Annotated in this window: 19 protein-coding genes and 4 pseudogenes; 7 read left to right on the forward strand and 16 right to left on the reverse strand. The window is 61.9% G+C overall.

Translation table 11 applies throughout. The annotated features are described in order from the left end of the window. The 10 genes and pseudogenes from ACAM52_RS30595 to argH form a co-directional block, all read right to left on the reverse strand. The gene (locus ACAM52_RS30595; protein ID WP_369645401.1) at positions 1 to 783 is read right to left on the reverse strand and encodes a 3-hydroxybutyrate dehydrogenase; all 783 of its coding nucleotides are present in this window, start codon (positions 781 to 783) and stop codon (positions 1 to 3) included. A 686-nt stretch (positions 784 to 1,469) separates the two neighbouring features. Further along, the gene (locus ACAM52_RS30600; protein WP_369645402.1) at positions 1,470 to 2,468 is read right to left on the reverse strand and encodes a branched-chain amino acid ABC transporter permease; all 999 of its coding nucleotides are present in this window, start codon (positions 2,466 to 2,468) and stop codon (positions 1,470 to 1,472) included. 10 nt (positions 2,469 to 2,478) lie between these two features. Next, positions 2,479 to 3,354 (reverse strand): branched-chain amino acid ABC transporter permease, encoded by an 876-nt coding sequence (locus ACAM52_RS30605; protein WP_101489724.1) that lies wholly within the window; start codon positions 3,352 to 3,354, stop codon positions 2,479 to 2,481. 111 nt (positions 3,355 to 3,465) lie between these two features. Then, positions 3,466 to 4,662 (reverse strand): ABC transporter substrate-binding protein, encoded by a 1,197-nt coding sequence (locus tag ACAM52_RS30610; protein WP_139701165.1) that lies wholly within the window; start codon positions 4,660 to 4,662, stop codon positions 3,466 to 3,468. Between the two features lie 40 nt (positions 4,663 to 4,702). Beyond that, positions 4,703 to 5,410: an ABC transporter ATP-binding protein gene (locus ACAM52_RS30615; protein ID WP_369630389.1), complete on the reverse strand. Its 708-nt coding sequence runs from the start codon at positions 5,408 to 5,410 to the stop codon at positions 4,703 to 4,705. Then, positions 5,410 to 6,183 (reverse strand): ABC transporter ATP-binding protein, encoded by a 774-nt coding sequence (locus tag ACAM52_RS30620; protein WP_369630390.1) that lies wholly within the window; start codon positions 6,181 to 6,183, stop codon positions 5,410 to 5,412. Before ACAM52_RS30620 ends, ACAM52_RS30615 begins: the two co-directional genes overlap by 1 nt. Positions 6,184 to 7,121: 938 nt before the next feature. Continuing rightward, a pseudogene (locus tag ACAM52_RS30625) lies at positions 7,122 to 8,005 on the reverse strand (IS5 family transposase); the annotation flags it as partial. A gap of 61 nt (positions 8,006 to 8,066) precedes the next feature. Continuing rightward, entirely contained in the window at positions 8,067 to 9,035 is a 969-nt protein-coding gene (locus ACAM52_RS30630; protein WP_369630391.1) for a Bug family tripartite tricarboxylate transporter substrate binding protein, read from the reverse strand. 23 nt (positions 9,036 to 9,058) lie between these two features. Next, positions 9,059 to 10,102: an asparaginase gene (locus ACAM52_RS30635; RefSeq protein ID WP_369630392.1), complete on the reverse strand. Its 1,044-nt coding sequence runs from the start codon at positions 10,100 to 10,102 to the stop codon at positions 9,059 to 9,061. Between the two features lie 144 nt (positions 10,103 to 10,246). Beyond that, the gene (argH, locus tag ACAM52_RS30640; RefSeq protein WP_260685116.1) at positions 10,247 to 11,779 is read right to left on the reverse strand and encodes an argininosuccinate lyase; all 1,533 of its coding nucleotides are present in this window, start codon (positions 11,777 to 11,779) and stop codon (positions 10,247 to 10,249) included. Positions 11,780 to 11,968: 189 nt separating this feature from the next. Between argH and ACAM52_RS30645 the strand changes: the two genes are divergently transcribed. The 3 genes and pseudogenes from ACAM52_RS30645 to ACAM52_RS30655 form a co-directional block, all read left to right on the forward strand. Continuing rightward, positions 11,969 to 12,895 (forward strand): LysR substrate-binding domain-containing protein, encoded by a 927-nt coding sequence (locus ACAM52_RS30645; RefSeq protein ID WP_369630393.1) that lies wholly within the window; start codon positions 11,969 to 11,971, stop codon positions 12,893 to 12,895. A gap of 164 nt (positions 12,896 to 13,059) precedes the next feature. Then, positions 13,060 to 13,184: pseudogene (locus ACAM52_RS30650) on the forward strand (hydroxyquinol 1,2-dioxygenase); the annotation flags it as partial. Between the two features lie 49 nt (positions 13,185 to 13,233). After that, positions 13,234 to 13,898 (forward strand): annotated as a pseudogene (locus ACAM52_RS30655) (IS3 family transposase); the annotation flags it as partial. 66 nt (positions 13,899 to 13,964) lie between these two features. Here the strand turns inward: ACAM52_RS30655 and ACAM52_RS30660 are convergent. The 6 genes and pseudogenes from ACAM52_RS30660 to ACAM52_RS30685 form a co-directional block, all read right to left on the reverse strand. Continuing rightward, positions 13,965 to 14,276: pseudogene (locus ACAM52_RS30660) on the reverse strand (IS3 family transposase); the annotation flags it as partial. A 71-nt stretch (positions 14,277 to 14,347) separates the two neighbouring features. Beyond that, positions 14,348 to 14,803 (reverse strand): OsmC family protein, encoded by a 456-nt coding sequence (locus ACAM52_RS30665; protein WP_369630394.1) that lies wholly within the window; start codon positions 14,801 to 14,803, stop codon positions 14,348 to 14,350. After that, positions 14,800 to 16,185 carry an LLM class flavin-dependent oxidoreductase gene (locus tag ACAM52_RS30670; protein WP_139706873.1) on the reverse strand — a complete coding sequence of 462 codons (1,386 nt, stop codon included), beginning with the start codon at positions 16,183 to 16,185 and terminating at the stop codon, positions 14,800 to 14,802. The genes ACAM52_RS30665 and ACAM52_RS30670 overlap by 4 nt, the downstream gene beginning before the upstream one ends. A gap of 3 nt (positions 16,186 to 16,188) precedes the next feature. Next, entirely contained in the window at positions 16,189 to 17,340 is a 1,152-nt protein-coding gene (locus tag ACAM52_RS30675; protein WP_144004514.1) for an ABC transporter substrate-binding protein, read from the reverse strand. Positions 17,341 to 17,398: 58 nt separating this feature from the next. After that, entirely contained in the window at positions 17,399 to 18,139 is a 741-nt protein-coding gene (locus ACAM52_RS30680; RefSeq protein ID WP_369630396.1) for an ABC transporter ATP-binding protein, read from the reverse strand. After that, positions 18,136 to 19,047, reverse strand: a complete 912-nt coding sequence (locus ACAM52_RS30685; protein ID WP_369630397.1) for an ABC transporter permease subunit — start codon at positions 19,045 to 19,047, stop codon at positions 18,136 to 18,138. Before ACAM52_RS30685 ends, ACAM52_RS30680 begins: the two co-directional genes overlap by 4 nt. A 543-nt stretch (positions 19,048 to 19,590) precedes the next feature. Between ACAM52_RS30685 and ACAM52_RS30690 the strand changes: the two genes are divergently transcribed. The 4 genes from ACAM52_RS30690 to mdcA all read left to right on the forward strand — a co-directional run bounded on the left by ACAM52_RS30690 (position 19,591) and on the right by mdcA (position 23,517). Next, positions 19,591 to 20,505 carry a LysR family transcriptional regulator gene (locus ACAM52_RS30690; protein ID WP_369645403.1) on the forward strand — a complete coding sequence of 305 codons (915 nt, stop codon included), beginning with the start codon at positions 19,591 to 19,593 and terminating at the stop codon, positions 20,503 to 20,505. Between the two features lie 133 nt (positions 20,506 to 20,638). Beyond that, complete coding sequence (gene madL, locus ACAM52_RS30695; RefSeq protein WP_369630399.1) at positions 20,639 to 21,055, forward strand: malonate transporter subunit MadL; 417 nt, start codon at positions 20,639 to 20,641, stop codon at positions 21,053 to 21,055. A gap of 5 nt (positions 21,056 to 21,060) precedes the next feature. Continuing rightward, complete coding sequence (gene madM, locus ACAM52_RS30700) at positions 21,061 to 21,825, forward strand: malonate transporter subunit MadM (RefSeq protein ID WP_369630400.1); 765 nt, start codon at positions 21,061 to 21,063, stop codon at positions 21,823 to 21,825. 9 nt (positions 21,826 to 21,834) lie between these two features. After that, a complete protein-coding gene (mdcA, locus tag ACAM52_RS30705; protein ID WP_369645404.1) occupies positions 21,835 to 23,517 on the forward strand; it encodes a malonate decarboxylase subunit alpha in 1,683 nt (560 codons plus the stop codon). Positions 23,518 to 23,519 lie beyond the last annotated feature (2 nt).

Consider the following 23,519-nt stretch of genomic DNA (forward strand, 5'->3'; position numbering starts at 1 on the left):
TCATTGGGCAGTCCACCCGCCGTCGACGCTGAATGCTGCACCTCGTATCTGATCTGCCGGTGCAGAGCTTAGGAACACAGCAATCCCACCAACCTGTTCAGGCGTCGCAAACTCCAAAGAGGGCTGCTTATCGGCGAGCAGTGACGCTCGAGCCTCTTCTCGCGAGACGCCCTGATGCTCCGCCTTATCATCGATCTGCTTCTGTACCAGTGGTGTCAGAACCCAGCCGGGGCAGACCGCATTGCATGTTATTCCGCTGCGAGCGGTCTCCAGTGCGATCACCTTGGTCAGCCCAACCACACCGTGCTTCGCCGCGACATAGGCCGACTTTGAGGCCGAGCCGACCAGCCCATGAACTGATGCCACGTTGATGATTCGCCCCCAGTTTCGGCTTCGCATGTGTGGCAATGCGGCCTTACAGGCATAGAAGTTCGAAGACAAGTTGGTCGCGATCACTTTCTCCCACACGTCGTCCGGAAAATCCTCAACAGCAGCTGTATGCTGAATCCCGGCGTTATTGACAAGGATATCTACGCTGCCCAATTCGGAGATGCACTGGGACACCATTTCGGCTACCTGCGCCGGAATGGAGATGTCTGCGCCGTTGTACGCCACACGCACGCCCCAGCGCCCGGAAATTTCTTCCTTCAGCTTCTGAATTTGCGCTGTATCGCCAAACCCGTTGAGCAGGATGTTTGCCCCCTTTTCGGCCAATGCCTTTGCAATTCCCAGACCGATGCCCCCCGTGGATCCGGTGACGAGTGCAACTTTACCTTTAAGCATATATGGAGCTTTTCAAATTTAAGCGAGGAGTAATTCGACCGAAGACTGGTCGAGGAGAAGCATCGCGCTGAGGGAAAGGCTGAGCACGTGTCCTCTATCAGCTGCGCGTGCAGACATCCTCTCCCTCCAAGCGTTTTCGAATCACACATGCGATCAGTACCACCGCACAAAGCGCTGACGTAGATCAAGCCAGCCAGCATCCCTCGCGACGCCCCTCGCCAGCGAAATAACTCCTCTCGGGCACAACACTTCTCTTCCGCCCTCAGGCCGATCTGGGCTCCGATTCCCTTGAACTATGTGCTCTGCTTCAGACTGCGGGATCGAACAACCTCGCACCTGATGCATAAGCACACGGCGTTCAGACACCACTGAAACGTTGATCACACGATCTCTAGTGGATCGAGCGTTCTCATCTACTTTCGCGCTGCGCGACCGCGACGCGTGGACCAGGGCTCAGGAGCAGATCTTGCGCACCGCTTCGCCCGGTTGTTTCGACCGAGCAATTTCAAACGTTGCGCAGGCCATTGACTTCCACGCCTTCAGCGCCAACCTAGACAAGAGCGTTTTCTATTACCTAGCCCTGAGAGTTGATCCCCCAGGGCCACGCCTTCAGAAGCGAGAAGAGCCTTTTCCAAGGTGAGGTACTCGATATCACATCAGATGATGTTCCGAGACGAACCGATCCTCTATCGTCTTGTTGGCGCGTCCCATACACGATTCACAAAGTCGATGATCTTTCCCATGATGCCCTTACGGAAGGCCAGCACGCAGATCACGAAGATCAGGCCCGTGACCATGGTGACCGACTCGCCCAGCGTATTGAACCAGTCGACGGTCATGATGCGCGCCAGGAAGTTGCCGAGTTCGCCGATCTTGTTCTCAAGCAGCACGACCACCGCCGAACCCACGATGGGACCCGACAGCGTGCCCAGGCCCCCCACCAGTGTCATCAGGATGACCTGGCCCGAGGCGGTCCAGTGCACGTCGGACAGCGTGGCGAAGCCCAGCACCAGCGTCTTGAGCGAGCCGGCCAGGCCCGACAGCGCGGCCGAGATCACGAAGGCCAGCAGCTTGAAACGGCTCACGTCGTAGCCCAGCGAGAGCGCGCGCGGCTCGTTTTCCTTGATGCCCTTGAGCACCTGCCCAAACGGCGAGTGGATGGTGCGCACGATCAGCAGGAAGGCCGCGACCACGATCACCAGCGCCACGTAGTACATGGTGAGGTCGTTGGACAGGTCGACGATGCCGAAGAGCTTGCCGCGCGGCACGCCCTGCAGGCCGTCTTCGCCGCCCGTGAACTTGGCCTGCAGCGCGACGAAGAACATCATCTGCGCGAGCGCCAGCGTGATCATCGCGAAGTAGATGCCCTGGCGGCGGATGGCCAGCACGCCGAACAGCCAGCCCAGCAAGGCGCCGGTGAGCGTGCCCGCGATCAGGCCCAGCTCGGGCGTGAGGCCCCAGACCTTGATCGCATGGCCCGCCACGTACGCGGAGCCGCCCAGGAAGGCCGCGTGGCCGAAGGACAGCAGGCCGGTGTAGCCCAACAGCAGGTTGAAGGCCGCGGCGAACAGCGCGAAGCACATGAGCTTCATCACGAACACCGGGTAGGCGCCGAAGAACGGCGCGAGCACCAGGGCGACCAGCAGCAGCGCGTAGACGACGGTGGAGATTTTTTTCATGTTCATGCCGCTCGCCTTATTTCTCTTTGCCGAACAGGCCGGCGGGGCGGATGAGCAGCACGATGACCATGATCACGAACACAACCGTAGACGATGCTTCTGGATAGAAAACCTTGGTGAGCCCCTCGATCACGCCCAGGCCCAGGCCCGTGAGGATGGCGCCCATGATGGAGCCCATGCCGCCGATCACGACCACCGCGAACACCACGATGATGAGGTTCTGCCCCATCAACGGCGACACCTGCATCACCGGCGCCGCCAGCACGCCGGCGAAGGCGGCGAGCGCGCAGCCGAAGGCGTAGGTCAGCGTGATCATCAGCGGCACGTTGACACCGAAGGCTTCCACCAGGCGCGGGTTCTCGGTGCCGGCGCGCAGGTAGGCGCCCAGGCGGGTCTTCTCGATCACGTACCAGGTCGCGAAGCAGATCACCAGCGAGGCCACGACCACCCAGGCGCGGTAGTTGGGCAGCACCATGAAGCCCAGGTCGGTGGCGCTCGACAACGCATCGGGTGCGTCGTAAGGCAGACCCGACACGCCATAGACCGAGCGGAACACGCCTTCGATCAGCAACGTGAGGCCCAGCGTGAGCAGCAGGCCGTAGAGGTGATCGAGCTTGTAGATCCAGCGCAGCAGCAGCCGTTCGATGACCACGCCGAACAGGCCGATGAGGATCGGCGCGGCGATCAGCATCACCCAGTAGTTGACGCCCAGGTACTCCATGGCCATCCACGTGAGGACGGCCCCGAGCATGAACAGCGCGCCGTGCGCGAAGTTGATGACGTTGAGCAAACCGAAGATCACCGCCAGCCCGAGGCTCAGGATGGCGTAGAACGAGCCGTTGACCAGCCCCAGAAGGAGCTGGCTCAACAAGGCGGGAAGGGAAATGTTCATAAGCGTTTCAGAAAACCAACAGCTCTTGCGTTACGTGGAGTCACCGCACGCATCTTTCCCTTTAAAGGGAAAGATGCGCACGACACACGAAATGCGCAAAGCCTTGATGGGTTATTTCCAGAGCGCGCACTTGCTCTCTGCTTTGGTCGTGAAGAGCTGGTCTCCCGGCAGTGTCTTTAGGACCTTCAAGTAGTCCCAAGGCTTCTTCGATTCAGAGGGTGATTTCGCTTCGACGAGATACATGTCGTGGATGAAGCTACCGTCCGCACGAATCTGACCCTTGCCGTAGAAGTCATCAATCTTCATGCTCTTGAGTTGCGCCATCACCTTGTCGGCATCAGTGGTCTTGACCGCTTCGACCGCCTTCAAGTAGGTCATGGTGGCTGAATAGTCCGCAGCCTGAATGTCGGTGGGCATGCGCTTGGTCTTCTCCAAGAATCGGTTGGCGAACTTGCGCGAGCCGTCATTCAGATCCCAGTACCAGCTGGTGGTATGCAAAAGGCCTTCGGTGTTCTTCAACCCCAAGCTGTGAATGTCACTCAGAAAGACCAGCAGGCCGGCGGTCTTCATAGACTTGTTGATACCAAACTCCTTGGCGGCCTTGATTGCGTTGACCGTATCCCCGCCCGCATTGGCCAGACCCAGGATTTGCGCTTTCGAGTTCTGCGCTTGCAGCAGGAACGACGAGAAGTCCGATGCATTGAGGGGATGCTTAACACGCCCCACCACCGTGCCGCCCTTGTCATTGACCACCTTGGTGGTGTCCGCCTCAAGGGCGTGGCCGAAGGCGTAGTCTGCCGTCAAGAAGAACCAGCTCTTGCCCCCCCGCTCCACGACCGCCGAGCCAGTGCCCTTAGCCAGCGCCACAGTGTCGTAGGCATAGTGCACGGTATAGGGCGAGCACTGTTCATTGGTGAGTGCGGAGCTGCCGGCTCCGTTGTTGAAGTACACACGTTTTTTCTCCTGCGCGACCTTCGCAGTGGCCAACGCGGTACCGGAGTTGGTACCACCGAAGACCATGGTCACGCCAGCAGTGTCAATCCATTCGCGCGCCTTCGATGCGGCGATGTCGGCCTTGTTCTGGTGATCAGCCACTACGAGCTCGATGGGTTGGCCCAGCACCTTGCCGCCGAAATCGTCGATGGCCATTTGGATGGCGGTGGCGCCACCCTTGCCTTCAAGGTCGGCGTACAGGCTCGACAGGTCGGTGATGAAGCCGATCTTCACTTTTTCCTGCGCCTGCGCTGCGCCAATGCCCAGCACAAGCGTAGCGACTGCGGCGGCGATAAGACTGGATTTCGTTTTCATGACGATGTGTCTCCTCAGAGGTGTTGGTGAGTATTGGATTTCAGACGCCGAGCAGTTCGGTCAGCACGGGCATCTTGGCTTCGAGCTCGGCGGCGCCGAACTTCAGGGCGATGCGGCCGTGCTCCATCACGTAGAAACGGTCGGCCAGCGGCGCGGCGAAGCGGAAGTTCTGCTCGACCATGACGATGGTGTAGCCCTTGGCGCGCAGCGTGGTGATCATGCGGGCCAGTGCCTGCACGATCACGGGCGCCAGGCCTTCGGAGATTTCGTCGAGCAGCAGCAGCTTGGCGCCGGTGCGCAGGATGCGCGCCACGGCCAGCATCTGCTGCTCGCCGCCCGACAGGCGCGTGCCCTGGCTGTGGCGGCGCTCGGCCAGGTTGGGGAACATGGCGTAGATCTCGTCGACCGACATGCCCTGCCCCGCGCCCTTGAGCTCGGGCGGCAGCATCAGGTTTTCTTCGCACGAGAGGCTGGCGAAGATGCCGCGTTCTTCGGGGCAATAGCCGATGCCCAGGTGCGCGATGCGGTGCGTCGCCATCGAGACGGTCTCGACGCCGTTGACCTTGATGCTGCCCTTACGGGCGCCGGTGAGTCCCATCACGGCGCGCATCGTCGTCGTGCGGCCCGCGCCATTGCGGCCCAGCAGCGTGACGACCTCGCCCGGCTGCACGACCATGTCGACGCCGTGCAGCACGTGCGATTCGCCGTACCAGGCTTGCAGGCCCTTGATTTCGAGTGCAGCGGTCATCAGTGAGCCCCCTGCATTTCGCCGTCGGTGGTGCCCATGTAGGCCTCCATCACCTGCGGGTTCTTCGAGACTTCGGCGTACGGGCCTTCGGCCAGCACGGCGCCGCGCTGCAGCACCGTGATGGTGTCGGCGATGGTCGAGACCACGCTCATGTTGTGTTCGACCATCAGGATGGTGCGTCCGGCCGACACGCGCTTGATGAGTTCGGCCACGCGGTGCACGTCTTCGTGGCCCATGCCCTGCGTGGGTTCGTCCAGCAGCATCAGCTCGGGCTCCATGGCCAGCGTGGTGGCGATCTCGAGCGCGCGCTTGCGGCCGTAGGGCAGGTTCACGGTCTGTTCGTCGGCCAGGTCTTCGAGGCCCACCTCGGCGAGCAGTTCGCGGGCGCGCGCATCGAGCGGCTTGAGCGACTTCTCGCTCTTCCAGAAGTGGTACGAGGTGCCGAGCTTGCGCTGCAGGCCCAGGCGCACGTTCTCGAGCAGCGTGAGGTGCGGGAACACGGCGGAGATCTGGAACGAGCGGATCACGCCGCGCCGCGCGATCTGCGCCGGGCGTTCGCCCGTGATGTCGTGGCCGTTGAACAGGATCGTGCCGGCCGTGGGTTCGAGGAATTTGGTGAGCAGGTTGAAGCAGGTCGTCTTGCCAGCGCCGTTGGGGCCGATGAGCGCGTGGATCGAACCGCGCTTCACCGAGAGGTCGACCTTGCTGACCGCGGTGAATCCCTTGAATTCCTTGGTGAGCTGGCGTGTTTCGAGGATGAGTTCCTCACTCATGTTGTCTTCCAATTCTTGGATTGCAGATTCGCAGCCGTGGCTCGCAACGACAAGCCTCCCGATCGAGCAACCCCAACACCAAAGCGACGCACAGGCTCATGCGAAGCAATGACAGGTCTGTCCGAACGGTGGCTGCATATTTGGGATACAGGGTGCATGACTTGGCGGCGCTATTCCATGGAGCATGGGCGCCAGTACGCCACTCGCCCTCGAATGTTCAGCATACTGAACTGCATTCAGCTTACCGATCTCCAGTCTAAATGTCCGTCCGCCCTTCCGACAAGAGGCAACAGCGCGACTACGGGAAAACACCAACCTGGCAATATGCGTGGCGCGGCGAGCCACAACAACGCGATCGTCACAAGCGCAGCCAATGCGATCGATCAACCAAAAAAGGCGCGTTGTGACTCCAATCTGCGGAGGGCGTGCCCGGTACGGTCTGCGGCCTGTACGAAGCGAGCGATACAGGCACTGGCGCGAAGCAAGTCGCACGTGGTTTTGCAAAGAGCTTCGTTCGCGCCTTAAGCGAGCGCGGAGATTTGGGTCCGCTGCTCAAGTACGGCAAGACCTGGATTCATGTTTATGACCCGCTGGTCTGGTGCGAAGTGGCGGGCGCATGCTGCGAAACGTAGGCTACCTCACAAGATGTTCCGGACAAGAAAACTCCTCACGGCTACTGCGTTCGGCTGGAGACAGGAAGGATCTACATCTTCCGTCATCGCGCGCCACGGGCCATCATGACTCGGATGCATCTGAGTTCTCTGATTTCAAGGCCAAGGATAGTCTGCAGAACGCGATCTGGAGGGTGGGTGAACAAGGTGATGGCGAGCCGTTCAGGCGATCAGATCGCGCAGCCCCAAGCATCGATCTGCTACGCCAAGCCTCGTTGCGTGAGCTTGGCGAGCCCAATTCACGCGCCGCAGACGCCCCCCGGGCTGTATCAACCGCCTGCGCGCCATCCATTGGTCCGACAGCGAAAACAGCGTGACGAGCTGTGCCGAGTTCTTCGCCAAGCCTCGATAGCAAACCTTCGCGAACCCGAACTGCTGCTTAATCATTCGGAACGGATGCTCGACCTTGGCCCGGATGCTGGTCTTCAGCTTCTCCACTAGCTCGGCATCGAACCCGGGTCGATGAATAGATTCAGCCTCCTGCGTTTGCCCGGACGCATCGCCACGTCCTAGGTCGGCCCCACGGCCTCCGCTCGCTTGTGCACACCCCGGTAGTCCAAGTCACCGAAGGCCGTGTGTCCTTACCGTGCAAGAGCGCGCCGGCGACGTTGATGTCGCTGACGTTCGCCGCTGTGCCCGCCACCGCGTGCGGCAGGCCCAATGCGGCATCTACGCCGATGCGCGTCTTCATCGCGTAGCACCCCTGACGCATTTCCAGATAGCACCAGCCATCGGCGTTCTTGGTCGAACTGGACGCCAAGATCGGTGTAGCGTCCACGACCGTGCCCGTGCGCGCATCAGGCCCTTGGCCTGCAGGATGTCGTTGACCACGCGCAGCATGCCGACGGCCAGGTCATGGGCTTCCAGCAGATGACGAAACAGCAAGATGGTGGTCTCTTCGGGCAGGCGACTAGCGCCGTCACCCAGACCAGCGAACTCCCGGTACAGCGGGGCCGTCGTGCAGCGCTTCTTCCATGGCCGGGCCGCTCAGCCCGAACCATTGCAGCAAGTATTGAATGCGCAGCATCGCCTTTGGCTCGCGGGCTGTGTGGCTCAACGATTTGCACCACTGCGCTCCATGGAACCACCCGGTCGATCTCATCGAGGAACTCGCGCTTGCGCGCCTTCTTCGTCGACGGGTTCAGGCCCAGGCCAAGTTGACTCGGCGGCGTTTGGCGCTTGGCAACAGATGGCAGGCTAGTTTGCGGCTATTCAATCGACCCTGGCGCCAGCATCGCGCACGATCTTGGCCCACTTTTCAGCGTCAGAACGGATTCGATCGGCGAACTCGGTTGGAGTCGAGAGTAATGGCGTAGCTCCTTGTTCAGCCAACTTGCGCTGAATTTCCTTATTACGCGCAAATCCGGCGATCTCTCCTGAGAGCCGAGTCAGCACATTGCCAGGCAGCCCCTTGGGCGCAACCACGCCGAACCATACGTCTACAACATAGCCACGCACTCCCGCTTCGGCCATGGTAGGGACTTCCGGCAGCAGAGGGGATCTCGCAGCGCTGGTCACGGCCAGCGCGCGCAGCTTGCCCGCTTTAACATGTGGCAGCGAGCCTGGCAAATTGTCGAACATTAGCTGAACTTGGTTTGCCAAAAGATCGGCCATAGCCGGTCCACTTCCCTTATATGGGATATGAACAATCGGGGCATGAGTCATCGCCTTGAACAATTCGCCGGAAAGATGATTCGTGGTACCGTTGCCAGCCGATCCCATATTCACTCGGCCGGGATCCCTCCCGGCATAGGCGATCAGCTCTGACACGGACCGGACCGGCACCTGAGGGTTGACAACCAGGATGTTCGGAACACTCGCAAGAAGTCCAATCGGCGTGAAATCTTTTTCGGGATCGTAGGGCAGGTGCTTGTAGAGCGCACCATTAATTGATTGTGTGCTGATACCAGCAAGCATCAGCGTATATCCGTCCGCAGCGGACTTCGCGACGATGTCGGACCCTATGGTGCCGCCGGCACCCGCCCGGTTGTCGACGATCACACGCTGTCCCAACGCCTCGGAAAGATGCGCAGCAAGCATCCGTCCCAGAAGGTCGGTGGTGCCACCCGGTGGAAACGGAACGATCAGGCGAATCGGCTTGCTGGGATAATCTTGCGCACAAACTACAGTGGCGGCAAGCGCGAGGAGAATCATTGCAAATAGATTTCGTAGACGCTTCATCATGTATCTCCTTGCGTTTTTAATTACTCGTGAAAATAATTTCGAATGGTTGGGACGTCTGCGCCCTGGGCTAGGGCCAGCATGAGCAGAATGCGAGACTTTTGCGGGTTGAAGATTCCCGAGGCAATCCCCTCAACACTCCTCGTGGAGAAGCCGCCGCCAGTACGGGTCGATAGCACGATGGGAAATCCCTGACTCGTCAGTTCAATCAGTCGCTTCCTGACGCTCAAAGGAGTGGCCCCATTCCCGCTTCCAGCAATCACGATTCCCTTGGCGCCTGCGCGAAGGGCCGCGTCGATCTGATCTGCATCCTGATCCTCGTACGAGTAGATGATGGGGACCTTGGGAAACGAATTCACGCCGTTCACGTTGAAGGTCAATTTTCCGCGTGGAATTGCAGGCGAGTAGTAGAAGCGGGGCTTCACACCAATGAACATGCCTAGATAGCCTTGCTCCGTCGCTCGAAAAGCATCCAGAGATGTTGTGTTCGTCTTCGTGGTGTAGAAAGCTGAGCCGATCCTGTCGTTCAGAACGATCATGGCGCCTCTGTTGTCTGCATCTCTGCTGGCGGCCAGCGTGATCGCCTGGAGCAGATTCATCGGACCATCCGCGCTGATGGCCGTAGTGGGTCGCATCGCCCCGACAATCACGACCGGTTTTGTACCTGCGGTGGTCAGATCCAGGAAGAATGCCGTCTCTTCCAATGTGTCGGTCCCATGTGTCACCACAACGCCATGAACACCTGGATCGGCCAGGGATCGATTGATTTCTCGAGCAAGCCGCAGCAGGATCGACTGGTCAACGTCGGGACTGCCGACATTGGAGATCTGCTCACCCGTTACGGTCGCGACTTCCCGGATCTCGGGCACAGCATCGATCAGGCTTTGGACCTCGAGCGTCGAGGACCGGTATGTCGTTGTATCGATGCTGCTCTTGGCTGTGCCGGCGATAGTCCCCCCGGTGGCGAAGATGACGACCCCCGGCTTGACCTGCTGCTGTGCATGCACGGCGCCGTTCGCCAGAAGACCGGCGGCGAGGAAGGCGATGATGGTTCTGAAAGCGAGCACGAAATGATCTCCGCTATGCGTGGAAGAGGTGTGTCGAACCAACGGCCGATCTGAAGACTGGGGGCCAGCAGTGGCGCATCGGCTGCGCCCCTACAGGATCGAATGCCATGTCCAGCTCGTGCACCCATGCAGCAAATTCGTTCGTCATGCGACTTCAGCGGCAGCGGTAACCTGATCGACGGCTCGGTTCAGTTGGTTCTGCGCGCGTGCGAGGCGAACACGTGTCCTTTCCATCCACCCGCGGTCGGCTTCGAGCTCTGCCTGGGCATGGACCAGCAGACGTTCCACCTGTTGTGGCGCCACGCTGCCGTCAGTTACGCGCGTCTCGACAAAGCGTCGGGGGTCCAGTGCATCTCGCACGGCCTGATCATCAAAGCCCAATTCCAGGCCAGTGGTTTCCAGCGCCGCCTGGTCGAGCATCGCACCACTGAGATCGCCAGGACCAACCTGCTGCGCTAGGCAGTTGCGCACCAAGCGCGCCACAATGTGGTGGACTTGGCGGAACGAGAGCCCGCGTTCTCGCACGATCACGTCGGCCAAGTTGCTTGCCGTGCACCAACTGCCACGTAACAACGCCGCCATACGGTCTTCGTGCACGACTAGCGTCTCCAATATGCCGGTAAACAAGTCCAGCATGCCCTCGGTGGTGGAAAGCGCCTCGTCAATCAGCGGCAAATCGCGCATGGCTTGGTCGCCGGTGCCTTCAGCGCGGAAAGTAGCCAAGGAAGTGGCCAGCCAGGTCACCGCCGAGCCGGCAGCCTTCTTGATGGTCTCCAGCCCTGCGGGGTTCTTCTTCTGCGGGAAAATGCTACTGGTTCCGCAGTAGCTGTCGTCACTTTCGACCAGACCGAACTCGGTGCTGGACCACACGTGCAGGTCCGTGGCCAAATCGTTCAGGTCGGCCATCACAAAAGCCAACGCGGCTATCGCCTCCGCAGCGTAATATGCCTCTCGCCCCAGCTTGGAGTTCTCTACAAGCCCGTCGAAGCCGAGCAACTCCATCGTGCGCAGGCGGTTTAGCGGCCACGAAGTGCCGGCCAGCCCTACCGTGCCAAGCGGATTGCGGTTGACACGCCCCCACGCTTCGGTCAGGCGCTGGAAACTGTCGTGCAGGCGCGAACTAAAACTAAGGAGGTAATGACCAAATACCCAAGGCTGCGCGTGCTGCATGTGGGTGTAGCCGGGCATGATGGTTCGCGCGTGGCGGCGTGCCTGCTGGTCAATGACTTCGCGTAGGTTATTCAGGTGGTCCATCACATCCAGCATGCGGTTTCGCTTGTACAGGCGTCGGACCGTGGCACCTTGGTCGATTCGGCTTCGGCCGGTGTGCATCTGCCCTCCTAGATCCTCGCCAATAGCTGCGAACATGTACGACTCAACCTGCAGAAGGAAACTGCCTCTGCGCACGTCGATCGGGAAATCTGAAGGTTTGAGGTGCCGCATCACTTGCAATTGCTGCAGGATGGCACGCCCGGTATCTACCGAAATGATGTGCTCCTCGACGAGCATGACGGTATGCGCCATGTCGACAGCGATGAACTCATGAAACTGCCGCTTCTCGCGGTCCAGTCCGGGCAGATCGTGATACTTAATGAGCCGGGCGGCTGGCGGCGCGCTCAGTCGCGCCTCAACGAGCAGAGTTTCCGAGACGAGATGGGATGTCATTGTGATGGTCAATGCAAGGGGCTTAGTGCGTTTAGCTGCCCGAAGTCAAACGTGTGGCCGTCGTCATCGCTGTCTTCGGTTTGGCCACAAAATGATGATGGCGATATCTGCCCAGCACAACGCCATATGGAGTTGGACGCACATAAGGAAATGTTATGCTGACGACGTACGGCATGTGCAGCGCCAACAGAAGGCAACTTGATGCAACTGAATCCCCGACAGCTAGAAGCTTTTCGGAAGGTCATGCTCTCCGGCAGCATGACCACGGCCGCCGAACTTCTCAAGATCAGCCAACCTGCTGTAAGCAGGCTAATCAAGGACTTGGAGAAAACGCTTGATCTCCGGTTGTTCCGACGCGAAGGCAACAAAATCATTGCTGGCGCTGAAGCGCAGCAACTGTTTCGCGAGGTAGATCGCTACTATCGCGGACTTGAGCAGGTCGAACGTGTCGCTGCTGATTTGAAATCAGCACGCATCGGAACGTTGCGTATCGCCTCGATGCACACCTTAGGCCTGAGCTTGCTGAGCGAAGGAGTGCGACGGTTCGCACTGGCGCGACCTGGGCTGGCAATATCGCTAGATGTCCGGAATTCGCTTGGCATCCTCGAACTCACTGCAGCGCATCAGATCGACATTGGATTTGTCCAAATGGTTGGCACTGATTACCCAGGCGTGGAAATCCTTGCATTGCCTAGCGTTGCGAGCGTTTGCGCCCTCCCACGTGGCCATCGCCTTGCACGAAAGAAGATGGTGAAAATTTCCGACCTGCAAGGTGAATCATTTATCTCATTGAGCCGAAACAGTCCGTTCCGTATGCGGCTGGAACTGGCAATGGAAACGGCCGCAGTCACGTGCAATCGCTCCGTCGAAACCACCCTCGCACATGTGGCCTGTGGCATGGTCACTGGTGGACTCGGCATCACAGTAGTGGATCCCTTCACCGCCGCGAGATTTCGGGACGCCGCAATCGTGTTTCGCCCCTTAGTACCCACTGTACCGTTCGAACTTTGCATGGTCTTTCCTTCGCACCAACCGCGATCCAACGTGGTCAACGACTTCATTCACGTGATGAAAGAACTGATTGACGCCAACTACGCATGCGCAAAGGCGACTGGAGGCATACGTTAACGCTTGATATGCAGGAGTGGGCCGACGTCAAACTCGTCTTGGTCTTGCCCTGTTCTGTAGTCAAGGCCAGACCGGATCTACAGGCAACTGATACGACTCGATCAATGATGCAGGCGGGGAGTTACTTTCCGTAGCCATCGACGACCACGCCTCACTACGAACTTGGCGTAGACATCTCCAACGGTGCGCACGGCACTCCATGCCGGTGCGCGGCATCAGCGGCGAGCCGATTGCCAACACCCGCACGGACGCGTGGCAATCGGACGAAGACGGCCTGTATGACGTGCAGCATGGCGCCGGTGGCCGAGCAGCTTGTCTCAGTGAGCCTTGATCACCGCTCGTACTTCTACCATCGTGCTCGGCTTAAGGCAGGAGAGAAGTACGCCGAGGTGCGTCGTACGATCACCGATATCTTTGAGCGCAACCACTGCTGCTACGGCTACCGCCGGATCCAGGCCTCATTGGTCAGGCAGTGCTTGTGCGTCTCGGAGCGGGTGGTTCGACGCCTGATCAAGCAAGAGAGCCTTTTGGCTGCAGTACCAAAACGACGTCATTACGGCTCCTACCTGGGCGAGATCAGCCCTGCGAGAAACTGCTGAACCGCGACTTCGGCGCCACGGCGCCGAACCAGAAGTGGCTCACCGACATCTCGGAGTTCCAACTGCCCGCGGGCAAGGTCTACCTCTCGCCCATAGTCGATTGCTTCGACGGGACGGTGGTGAACTGGCCAATCGGCACATGACCAGATGCAGAGCTCGTCAACACGATGCTGGACGCGGCAATTGCTTCAGTGGGCAACACAGGCGCACGATCTGTTTTTCATTCCGACCGCGGCGCCTACTACCGTTGGCCAGGATGGCTGTCACGCATCGCCCAGGCCAAGCTGGTACGTTGGATGTCACGCAAGGGCTACTCGCCAGACAATGCAGCCTATGAGGGTTTCTTCGGCCGGCTCAAGACCGAGCCGTTCTACGTTCGTGACTGGCGGGCGACGACCATCGAATAGTTCACGCAGGTTCTGGATGCCTACATCAGGGGATGCGAACAAAAAATTGGACTGGTTTTGTGTAGCAAGTCCGAGACTTTTTCGGTAGTCGATAGGGCTGAGAGAACCAAGGGGGATTTTGATCCGCTTCTCGTTGTACCAGCGGGTGTAGGAATCAGTTACCTCAACGAACTGCTCAATGGTCGCGATCTTCGAGACCCGAGAGTACAACGACTTCGTTTTCAGCCGGTCGAAGAATCCTTTGCACACCGCGTTGTCAGGTGAGCGACCCTTGCGAGACATCGAGCGAATGAGCTTCGCACCTTCGATTCGCAAGGTCCGCCCTAGCCAGCGATAGTGAACACTGTGGTCGGAGTGGACGACAAACCGCGAGTCGGGGACGCTGGGCGAAGCAGCCGCTCGACTCCTGTTTCTCACGATCTTGCCCCTTCATTCGCTGCAGCTGCTCAGCGAATTGCGACAGTGGCCTCGATCGGACCACCCCTTCTCAAGGTGTTGTAGATAGGACAGGCGCCAGTGAACGCATCTACTAGCGATTGCGCGGTGGCCAGATCGACCCCTTCAAACAAGAAGTTCAGCCGAATAGCCGCGTAGCGCGTGCCATCTTCCGGGTCGCGCTCGAAGGAAACACCGACTTCGGCGTCCTTCAGCAGCACATCGCGCTCGCGCGCCGCCTTCTGCACCAACCCCAGACCGCACGAGGCGAGCGAAGCCAAGAGCAGTTCGCCCGCCTGCACTGCGTCCCCGGGCCCGCCAGCCGTAGCCTTCGTGTCCGATACGAAGTGGTGCTGGCGCGCGCTCACCAGGAAGCGGCCGAAAATGTCGACGGCACGAGCGCGCACGGTCACGATCTCGCCAGGCGCCACCGGGGCTTCGAGCGGTTGATCGGCGCTCGTGCTCATGCAGTCCTCCTTGCGGACGCAGCGGCTCCCGATGCAGCACGCTCCTTCCATGCGCCGGCAGCCGGCCGCTCCAGGCCCAGGTTCTCGCGCAGGGTCGCGCCTTCGTACGCCGTGCGGTAGAGCCCACGCCGCTGCAGTTCAGGCACCACCAGCCGCACAAAGTCTTCGAACCCGCCCGGCTGGTAGGGCGCGCTGATCATGAAGCCATCGCAGGCACCTTCCCGAAACCAGCGCTCCATGCCGTCCGCCACCTTGTCGGGCGTACCGATCAGGTCGCCTTCGTAGCGGCTGCCATAGCGCTTGCCCAAATCACGCAGGGTCAGCTTGTCGCGTTCGGTGGCTTCGCGCACTTCCTGGTAGTGGCCCTGCACTCCCGGCACGTCGATGTCGGGCAACGCCGAGTCGAGCGGGTATTTCGAGAGGTCCACGTCCAGGTGATAGGACAGCGTGGACAAGCCGGCATGAGGATCGACCAGCGCACGCAGCGCGCGGTCTTTCTCATCGGCGATGGCTTGCGTCTCCCCGACCAGCGGCGTCGCAGCGGGAAGCACCTTAAGCGAGTCGGGGTCACGGCCATGTGATCGCACGCGGTCCTTGATCTCCTTGTAGAAGGCCTTGGCGCTGTCCAGCGAATCGTGGCTCACGAAGATGGCGTCGGCCCATTGCGCCGCGAAGTCCCGGCCGCGGTCTGACGCGCCGGCCTGCAGGATCACCGGGTAGCCCTGCGGGGGTCGGGAGACGTTCAGCGGCCCCTTGACGCTGAACCACTCGCCCTCGTGGTCGACGTAGTGGACCTTCGACGGATCGGCAAACAGCGGTGTCTGGCGGTCCTGCACCAGCGCGTCGTCCTGCCAGCTGTCCCAGAGCTTGAAGACCACCTCGAGAAACTCGTCGGCCCGGTCGTATCGCTTGTTGCGCGGCACTTGCTCTTTCTTCGAGAAGTTGCGGGCTTCTGCGTCCTGGAACGACGTGACGACGTTCCAGGCGGCGCGGCCCGCGCTCAGATGGTCCAGCGTCGCGAAGGAGCGCGCCACCTCGAAGGGCTCGTAGTGGCTGGTCGAGCGCGTCGACGCCAGTCCGAGGTGCCGGGTCGCAGCCGCCATGATCGACAGCACCACCACCGGATCGAGCCGCAGCGAGCCGAGTGCGCCGTAGCGCAGCTGCGTATCGTTGCTGCCCTGGTAGCGGTCGGGCACCGCGAGGATGTCGGCGAAGAAGGCCAGGTCGAACAGCCCCTTCTCGAGCGTGCGCGCGATGCCCTGGTAGTAGTCGGCATCGAGCCAGCCGCTCTCCGATGCCGGATAGCGCCAGCCGCCGGGGCGGCCCGGGCCCGCAGTGACAAAGGCCGCGAGGTGGATCTTCTTGTCTTTGGCGTGGGTCATGGTTCAGGCGCCGAGTTCGGCGGCAACGAGTTTCTTGATGGCGTCGAAACGGGCGTCGAGCAGGAAGCTGCGCACGTCGACCTTGTTCGGCAGGACGCCCAGCGACTGGAAGTTGTCGGCCAGATCCTGCGTCGAATCGGCGGCGGCGCTGTCGATCGGCTTGAGCGCGACTGCCCCCGAGTCGGACAAACGGGCGTCAACGATCAATTGCCGATACACCTTCTGCTCGACGCTGCCGGCTTCGAAGCCTCCGAGCTTGGCCCAGGACGCGACGGTCTCGTCCGGATGCGAGACGGCATACTGCTGTGCCTCCCGGATCAGCCGCACGAGCTTGGCCGCCGCCTGCGGGTTCTTGTCGGCGAAGTCGGCGCGTGCGACGTAGAAGGCATAGTCATAGGTCTTCACCTCCGGCAACGTGCGCGCCTTGTCGCCGAGCTTGGCCAGGGCCAAAGCACTGGCGGGCTGCCAGTGGATCCACGCGTCCACGCTGCCCTGGGTAAAGGCCGTGTAGGCATCGGCACCGCTCAGGCTGACCGCCTGCACATCGCTTAGCCGCAGTCCAGCGCTCTCCAGGTACTTGATCAGGCTGTAAGTGCCGGTGGTGCCGTTCTGGTGGGCGATCTTCTTGCCCTTCAGATCGGCCGCGGACCGGATCGGCGAATCCTTCGCCACCAGCACGTCGACCTCGGTTGCCGGTAGCGGATATGCCGCCAACGGCACGATCGGTACGCCCGCCGCGACTGCGTTGACGATCGCGGTGGCGGTCGCGAAGCTGAAGTCGACGCCGCCAGCCTTGATGCCCTCCATGACCGGCAGCGAGGCGGTGAAGCCGGGCTGCCAGACCACCTTGGCGGCAATGTCGTTCTCGAGCTTGCTGCCGCCGTCCCCAGCGCGCAGCGACGCGAATACGCCCGTGCGGCCGTCACCGATGATGGCGATCGTGATCTGCGAAAGTGCGGCCGCTGAGGTCTCGGCCACAGCGGCCGCGTTGCCAACCGCCTTGGCGGGTGCTGCCGGCGGAGTGTCGCCCTTGCCGCAACCGATCAGTGGCAGCGCGCCGGCACCGCCGGCCAGCGCCAGGCCGCTCAGACGCAGGAAATGCCGCCGTGCGGCCGAAGCCGTGGAGACAGGATGAGAAAGCTTGTCGATCGACATGGTCGAGAGTCCTGGTGTAAGTCAAGAAAACGAGAGTGGATGGCGTGCCTGTCGGCGTTCAACGGATGGCCTGCGCGGCTTGCGCAGACACGAGTCCTTCAAGCAGCTCTTCTTTGAGGGCGGCCAGTTCGGGGTCGCCGCGATGGCGCGGGCGCTCGTGGTCGATGAACAGGTCGCGGGCGACGCGCCCGTCGCGCATCAGCAGTACGCGGTCGGCCAGCACCAGCGCCTCTTCGACGTCGTGCGTGACCAGCAGCACGGTGCGCGGCCTTCGTGCGAGAAGGCCTTCGAGCAGCAGCTGCATCGACGTCCGCGTGATCGCGTCGAGCGCACCGAAAGGCTCATCAAGCAGCAGCAGTTCGGGCTCGTGGATCAGGGCCCGCGCGAGTGCGACCCGCTGGCGCTGCCCACCCGACAGAACGACCGGATAGTCCTTGTCGCGGCCGGCCAGCCCCACCGCCGCGAGCAGCGCGCGGGCATCGTCGTCACGTCCACGCAGGCCCAGCGTCACGTTGCGCAGCACCGTGCGCCAAGGCATCAGCCGGTCTTCCTGAAACATCATCCGGATGTCCGGCGACGGGTGGTTCGAGCGCAACTCGACACGCCCCGAAGTCGGCGGCTCGAGCCCCGCGACGATGCGCAACAGGGTCGACTTGCCGACACCGCTGGCACCGATGAGTGCGATGAACTGGCCGGTCGGGATCTCTAGGTCGACCTTGTGTAGCACGGTGCGTTCGCCGAAGGCCTTGCCGACACCGCGCAGGCTCAGCCCATCGCCGCTGGACGATGGTCCGGTCATCGCGCCGCCCCTTTGGCATAGCTCGGATGCCAGCGCAGCAAGCACCGCTCGACCACCCGGGTGATCGAGTCGGCCAGCCACCCGGCGATGGCGTACAACACGATCGCCAGCAGGATGACGTCGGTGCGCAGCAGCTCGCGGGCGTTCTGCACCATGTAGCCGATGCCGTCGCGCGATGCGATGGTCTCGCCGACCACCAACGTGAGCCAAGCCACGCCAAGGGCGTATCGAATGCCGGTCAGGATCGATGGCAATGCACCTGGCAGCACCACGCTGACGATCAGCCCGATGGGCCCAAGACCATACGAGCGCCCCAGCTCGATCAGCTTCGGATCCACATTGCGGATGCCGCTCATCGTGTTGATGTAGACCGGGAACAGCGACCCCATTGCCACCAGCAGCACGCGCGGCTCCTCGCCGATGCCGAACCAGAGAATCATTAGCGGCACCAGGGCCAGATGCGGGATGGTGCGAACCATCTGCAGCGATCGGTCGAGCAAGCCGTGCGCCAGGCTCGACAGTCCGACCAGGAAACCCAACACCAGGCCGGTCGCCGCGCCGGTCACGAAGCCGATCGCGACGCGACGCAAGCTCACCAGCACGTCTCGCTGCAACTCGCCTCGCTCAGCGAGTTGCCACGCCGCGCGCAGCACATCGGAAGGTGCCGGGAGAATACCCGCAGGCAGCCGACCGATTGCAGAAAAGTACTGCCACAGCGCAATCAGCGCGATCGGCAGAAGCCAAGGAACGAAGATGCGCCATCGACCCGGCTCGCTGCGTGTCGAGGACCCCTGCTTCCGATCAGCTGCCGCATCAGCGATGACGGTGATGCGACTTACGGAGGGAGGGAGCGAAAAGGTCGGAGGTGCCGATGGGTCGGGAACCAAGTGAGGAAGAACGGCACTCATGGACGAAGACGCAAGGCTCTCGGCGGCATTGGCGACACGAGAGCCTGCTGGGTTGACATGCTGGGGAAAGGCGGAAGCGTATCGGCGATAGTCCAATGCACAAACTTACATTTATGCATGTCAATATGCGTTCGGCGAGTAAGCATCTGCAGGCGATCAAAACCACACGAAACACTCCTTCGTTCGCCTCAACGGAATGTAGAGTTGTCACTGATTTTCAAGACTGCGCCTAGACAATTGATCCAAGGCAAGCACCTCCAGCACGGTGCGTCGCTTCCAGAGTTTCTGGGGGACTACATCTGCAAAGGCAGTTGTTTAGCGCCGTTGAGGCTCTCGATGCGGAATCACTGTTGCATACCCGCATGTCAACTCGCGATCATCGGGCTAGTACCGTCACCGTGTCGATCCAGTGGAGCCGCCGCTTCGAGCAGGCCCCGCTATGCCAATGGATTCGCAACCTTTTCGTTGGTTTTTTCAAGGACATAGGCGGCTGACAAATTTCGTTCGACTGCAGTACGATCCGCCCCCACTCGCAACCCGATCATGCATCTTCACGTCGACGAAGAGATCACCTTCCGCCGGCTCGAAATCCTCCTGGTCTTCATGGAGACCGGAAATCTCGCCCGTGCGGCCGAAAAGCTTGAAACCAGCGCCGTGAGCGTCCATCGCGCCTTGCATGCACTGGAGTCGGGGCTGCGCTGCACCTTGTTTCGACACGAGGGGCGCAATCTGCACCCGACCGACGCGGCGCAGGCGCTGGCAGAGGTGGCTCGCGACGTCCTGCGTACGATGTCCGAGGGCATCCGCTCCACGCGGGAGGTTGCCGGCTATTCCGCAGATCGGATCCGGATCGGCTCGCTCTACTCTTTGACAAGCCGCACGGTGCCGCGGCTGATCATGGGGTTGAAGCTGCGCATGCCGGACCTGCACACCGAGCTCGTGCTGGGGTCCAATGCCGACCTGTTGCAGAAGCTACGCGATGGCGCGATCGATGCCGCCCTCATGGCGGTTCCCGAGGGGACTTCCGACGTCGAATCCGAGCCGCTCTTCGAGGACGACATCCAATTCGCCGCCCCCACGGGATCTCCTTATTCGGCGCAGCAGGAGATCAACCTGGGCGCCTGCGCCAGCGAACGGTTCGTCAGCCTGAGCGAAGGTTTCGTCACGTACAGCGGTTTCGTGGAGTCGTTTCGCGTGGCGGGCTTCACGCCCAACGTGGTGATGAAGACAGGCGACATCTTTTCACTAATGAACTTGGTCAGCGGGGGCGTCGGCTACACGCTGCTGCCGGGCCGGGTGCGCGGCGTATTGCCGCATAACGTGCAATTGATCCCGCTGCAGCCCAAGTACCTGATGCGCCAGACCATTGCGCTCAACTTCCTGCGCACACGGGAGCGCGACCCCAACCTGCTTACGCTGCTGACGCTGTGCCGCACTTCGAAGGCCGAACTATCCTAAGGGTTTACCCGCGACCGTTTCACGCACCGTAAGCATCGCCACCCCCGGTTAATTGATCGCGAGGGAGGCTGCCGATACCGTACGTCTTCAGAACGCCGCGCATCTTGCACGGCCACAAAAACTGGAGACGAACATGATCATTCTCGGAACCGCCCTGCTGGCTGTGTGCCACCTGCTGGGCATCTTCCTCGGCGATCTGCTCGGGCAGGCGCTGGGCGTGAAGACGAACGTGGGCGGAGTCGGCATCGCCATGCTTCTGCTGATCTTCGCGCGGCTCTACATGCAAAAGCGCGACATCCTGCCGAAGCTGACAGAGCTCGGCGTCGAGTACTGGGGTGCGATGTACATACCCGTCGTGGTCGCCATGGCGGCGCAGCAAGATATGGTCTCCGCGCTGCGCGGTGGCCCGGTCGCAGTGCTTTCGGCCATTGCCGCGGTTGCGGTCTGTGCCTGCGTCATCGCGCTGATCAATCGAACGGAGCGCACCCCCGTTGAAACGGAGGGCGCGCCCAAGCCGCACGACAACCCTCTGCTGACCGAAGCGGAGTGAACGACATGATCGAAATCCTCGAAAAAGCCGCCATCCAGAATGGCCTCGTTACCGCTTTTGCGGTGGTCGGCCTGATCATTCTCCTGTCGGGTCAGATCTCGCGCCGGCTGACCTTCGGCCGCGTTCACGGCTCCGCCATTGCAATCGTGATCGGCCTCGCGCTCGCTTACTGGGGCGGCACGCAGACTGGTGGCCACAAGGGGCTGGCCGACATGTCCTTGTTCGGCGGCATCGGTCTGATGGGTGGTGCGATGCTGCGCGATTTCGCCATCGTGGCGACGGCCTTCGAAGTGCAGGCCACCGAGGCGCGCAAGGCCGGGCTGATCGGCGTGGTGTCGCTGCTGCTGGGCACCGTGCTCCCCTTCATCGTTGGCGCGTGCATTGCACGCGCCTTCGGCTACTCCGACGCAGTGAGCATGACCACCATTGGTGCCGGAGCCGTCACCTACATCGTCGGCCCCGTCACGGGTGCGGCCATCGGCGCGAGTCCGGACGTGATGGCACTGAGCATCGCGACGGGCTTGGTCAAGGCCATCATCGTGATGGTGGGCACGCCCATCGCGGCGCGCTTCCTGGCGCTGAAAACCCCGCGCTCGGCGATGGTCTTCGGCGGCCTCGCCGGCACCGTCAGCGGTGTATCCGCCGGGCTCGCCGCAACCGACCGCAAGTTAGTGCCCTACGGCGCACTCGTGGCGACCTTTCACACCGGCCTCGGCTGCCTGATGGGCCCATCGGTGCTGTTTTTTGCCACCAAGGCACTCGTGGGTTGAGGAACCTCCATGGACCGCATGAACTGGAACATCAAGGCCGAGAATCGCACGGCACGTCTTGCGCGGGCGGCCGCCACGCTCGGCGCCGATCTGACGGGCAAGCGCGTAGCCACCGAAGCCGTCGGCAAGCTGCTGGAGGCCGTGCTACAGCCAGGCGACCGCGTCTGCCTCGAAGGCAACAACCAGAAGCAGGCGGACTTCCTGGCGCGCGCGCTGGTCCAGGTCGATCCGGCGAAGGTGCATGGCCTGCACATGGTGCAGTCGGTGCTGGCGCTGCCCGAGCACCTGGATATCTTCGAGAACGGCGTGGCCGCCCGGCTGGACTTCAGCTTCTCGGGACCGCAGGGCGCGCGGCTGGCCAAGCTGGTGTCGGCCGGGCGCATCGAGATCGGGGCGATCCACACCTACCTGGAACTGTTCGCGCGCTACTTCGTGGACCTGACGCCCAAGGTGGCGCTGGTAGCGGCGCAGGCGGCCGATGCCGAAGGCAATCTCTACACCGGCCCCAATACCGAAGACACGCCGGCCATCGTCGAGGCCACGGCGTTCTCGGGCGGCATCGTGATCGCGCAGGTCAACGAACTGGTCGACGGCAAGACCACGACGCTGCCGCGCATCGACATCCCGGCCGACTGGGTGAACTTCGTCGTCAAGGCGCCGCGTCCCAACGTCATCGAACCGCTCTTCACCCGAGACCCTGCGCAGATCAGCGAAGTGCAGGTGCTGATGGCGATGATGGCGATCAAGGGCATCTATGCCGAGTACGGCGTGCAGCGCCTGAACCACGGCATCGGCTTCGACACCGCGGCCATCGAACTGCTGCTGCCCACCTATGCCGAATCGCTCGGCCTCAAGGGCAAGATCGGCAAGCACTGGGCGCTAAACCCGCACCCAGCGCTGATCCCGGCGATCGAAGCAGGCTGGGTCGAGTCGGTGCACTCCTTCGGCTCCGAGCTGGGCATGGAGGACTACATCCGCGCACGCTCCGACGTGTTCTTCACCGGCGCCGACGGCAGCCTACGCAGCAACCGCGCCTTCTGCCAGGCGGCCGGGCACTACGCCTGCGACCTGTTCATCGGCTCGACGCTGCAGATCGACCTGGACGGCAACAGCTCCACCGCCACGCTGGGCCGCATTGCCGGCTTCGGCGGCGCGCCCAACATGGGCGCCGATGCGCGCGGCCGCCGCCATGCGAGCCCCGCCTGGCTCAAAGCCGGCCAGGAGGCACGTGCCGGGCGCACCGGTGCGGCTGGCACACCGCGCGGGCAGAAGCTGGTCGTGCAGATGGTCGAGACTTTTCGCGAGCACATGCAGCCGGCCTTCGTCGACAGGCTCGACGCGTGGACGCTGCAGGAGCAGGCCGGCATGGACCTGCCGCCGATCATGATCTACGGCGACGACGTCACCCACATCCTCACCGAAGAAGGCATCGCCAACCTGCTGCTGTGCCGCAGCGATGCGGAGCGCGAGCAGGCGATTCGCGGCGTGGCCGGCTACACCGCGGTCGGCCTGGCGCGCGACCGGCGCGCCGTGGAGAACCTGCGCGACCGCGGCGTGATCCGCCGGCCGCAGGACCTGGGGATCGACCCGCGCCAGGCCACGCGCAACCTGCTGGCCGCGCGCAGCATGCGCGACCTGGTACGCGCCTCGGGCGGCTTGTACCAACCGCCCAAACGCTTCAGAAACTGGTAGCA

The sequence above is a fragment of the Variovorax sp. V118 genome (assembly GCF_041154445.1).
In the GTDB taxonomy this organism is placed as follows: domain Bacteria; phylum Pseudomonadota; class Gammaproteobacteria; order Burkholderiales; family Burkholderiaceae_C; genus Variovorax; species Variovorax boronicumulans.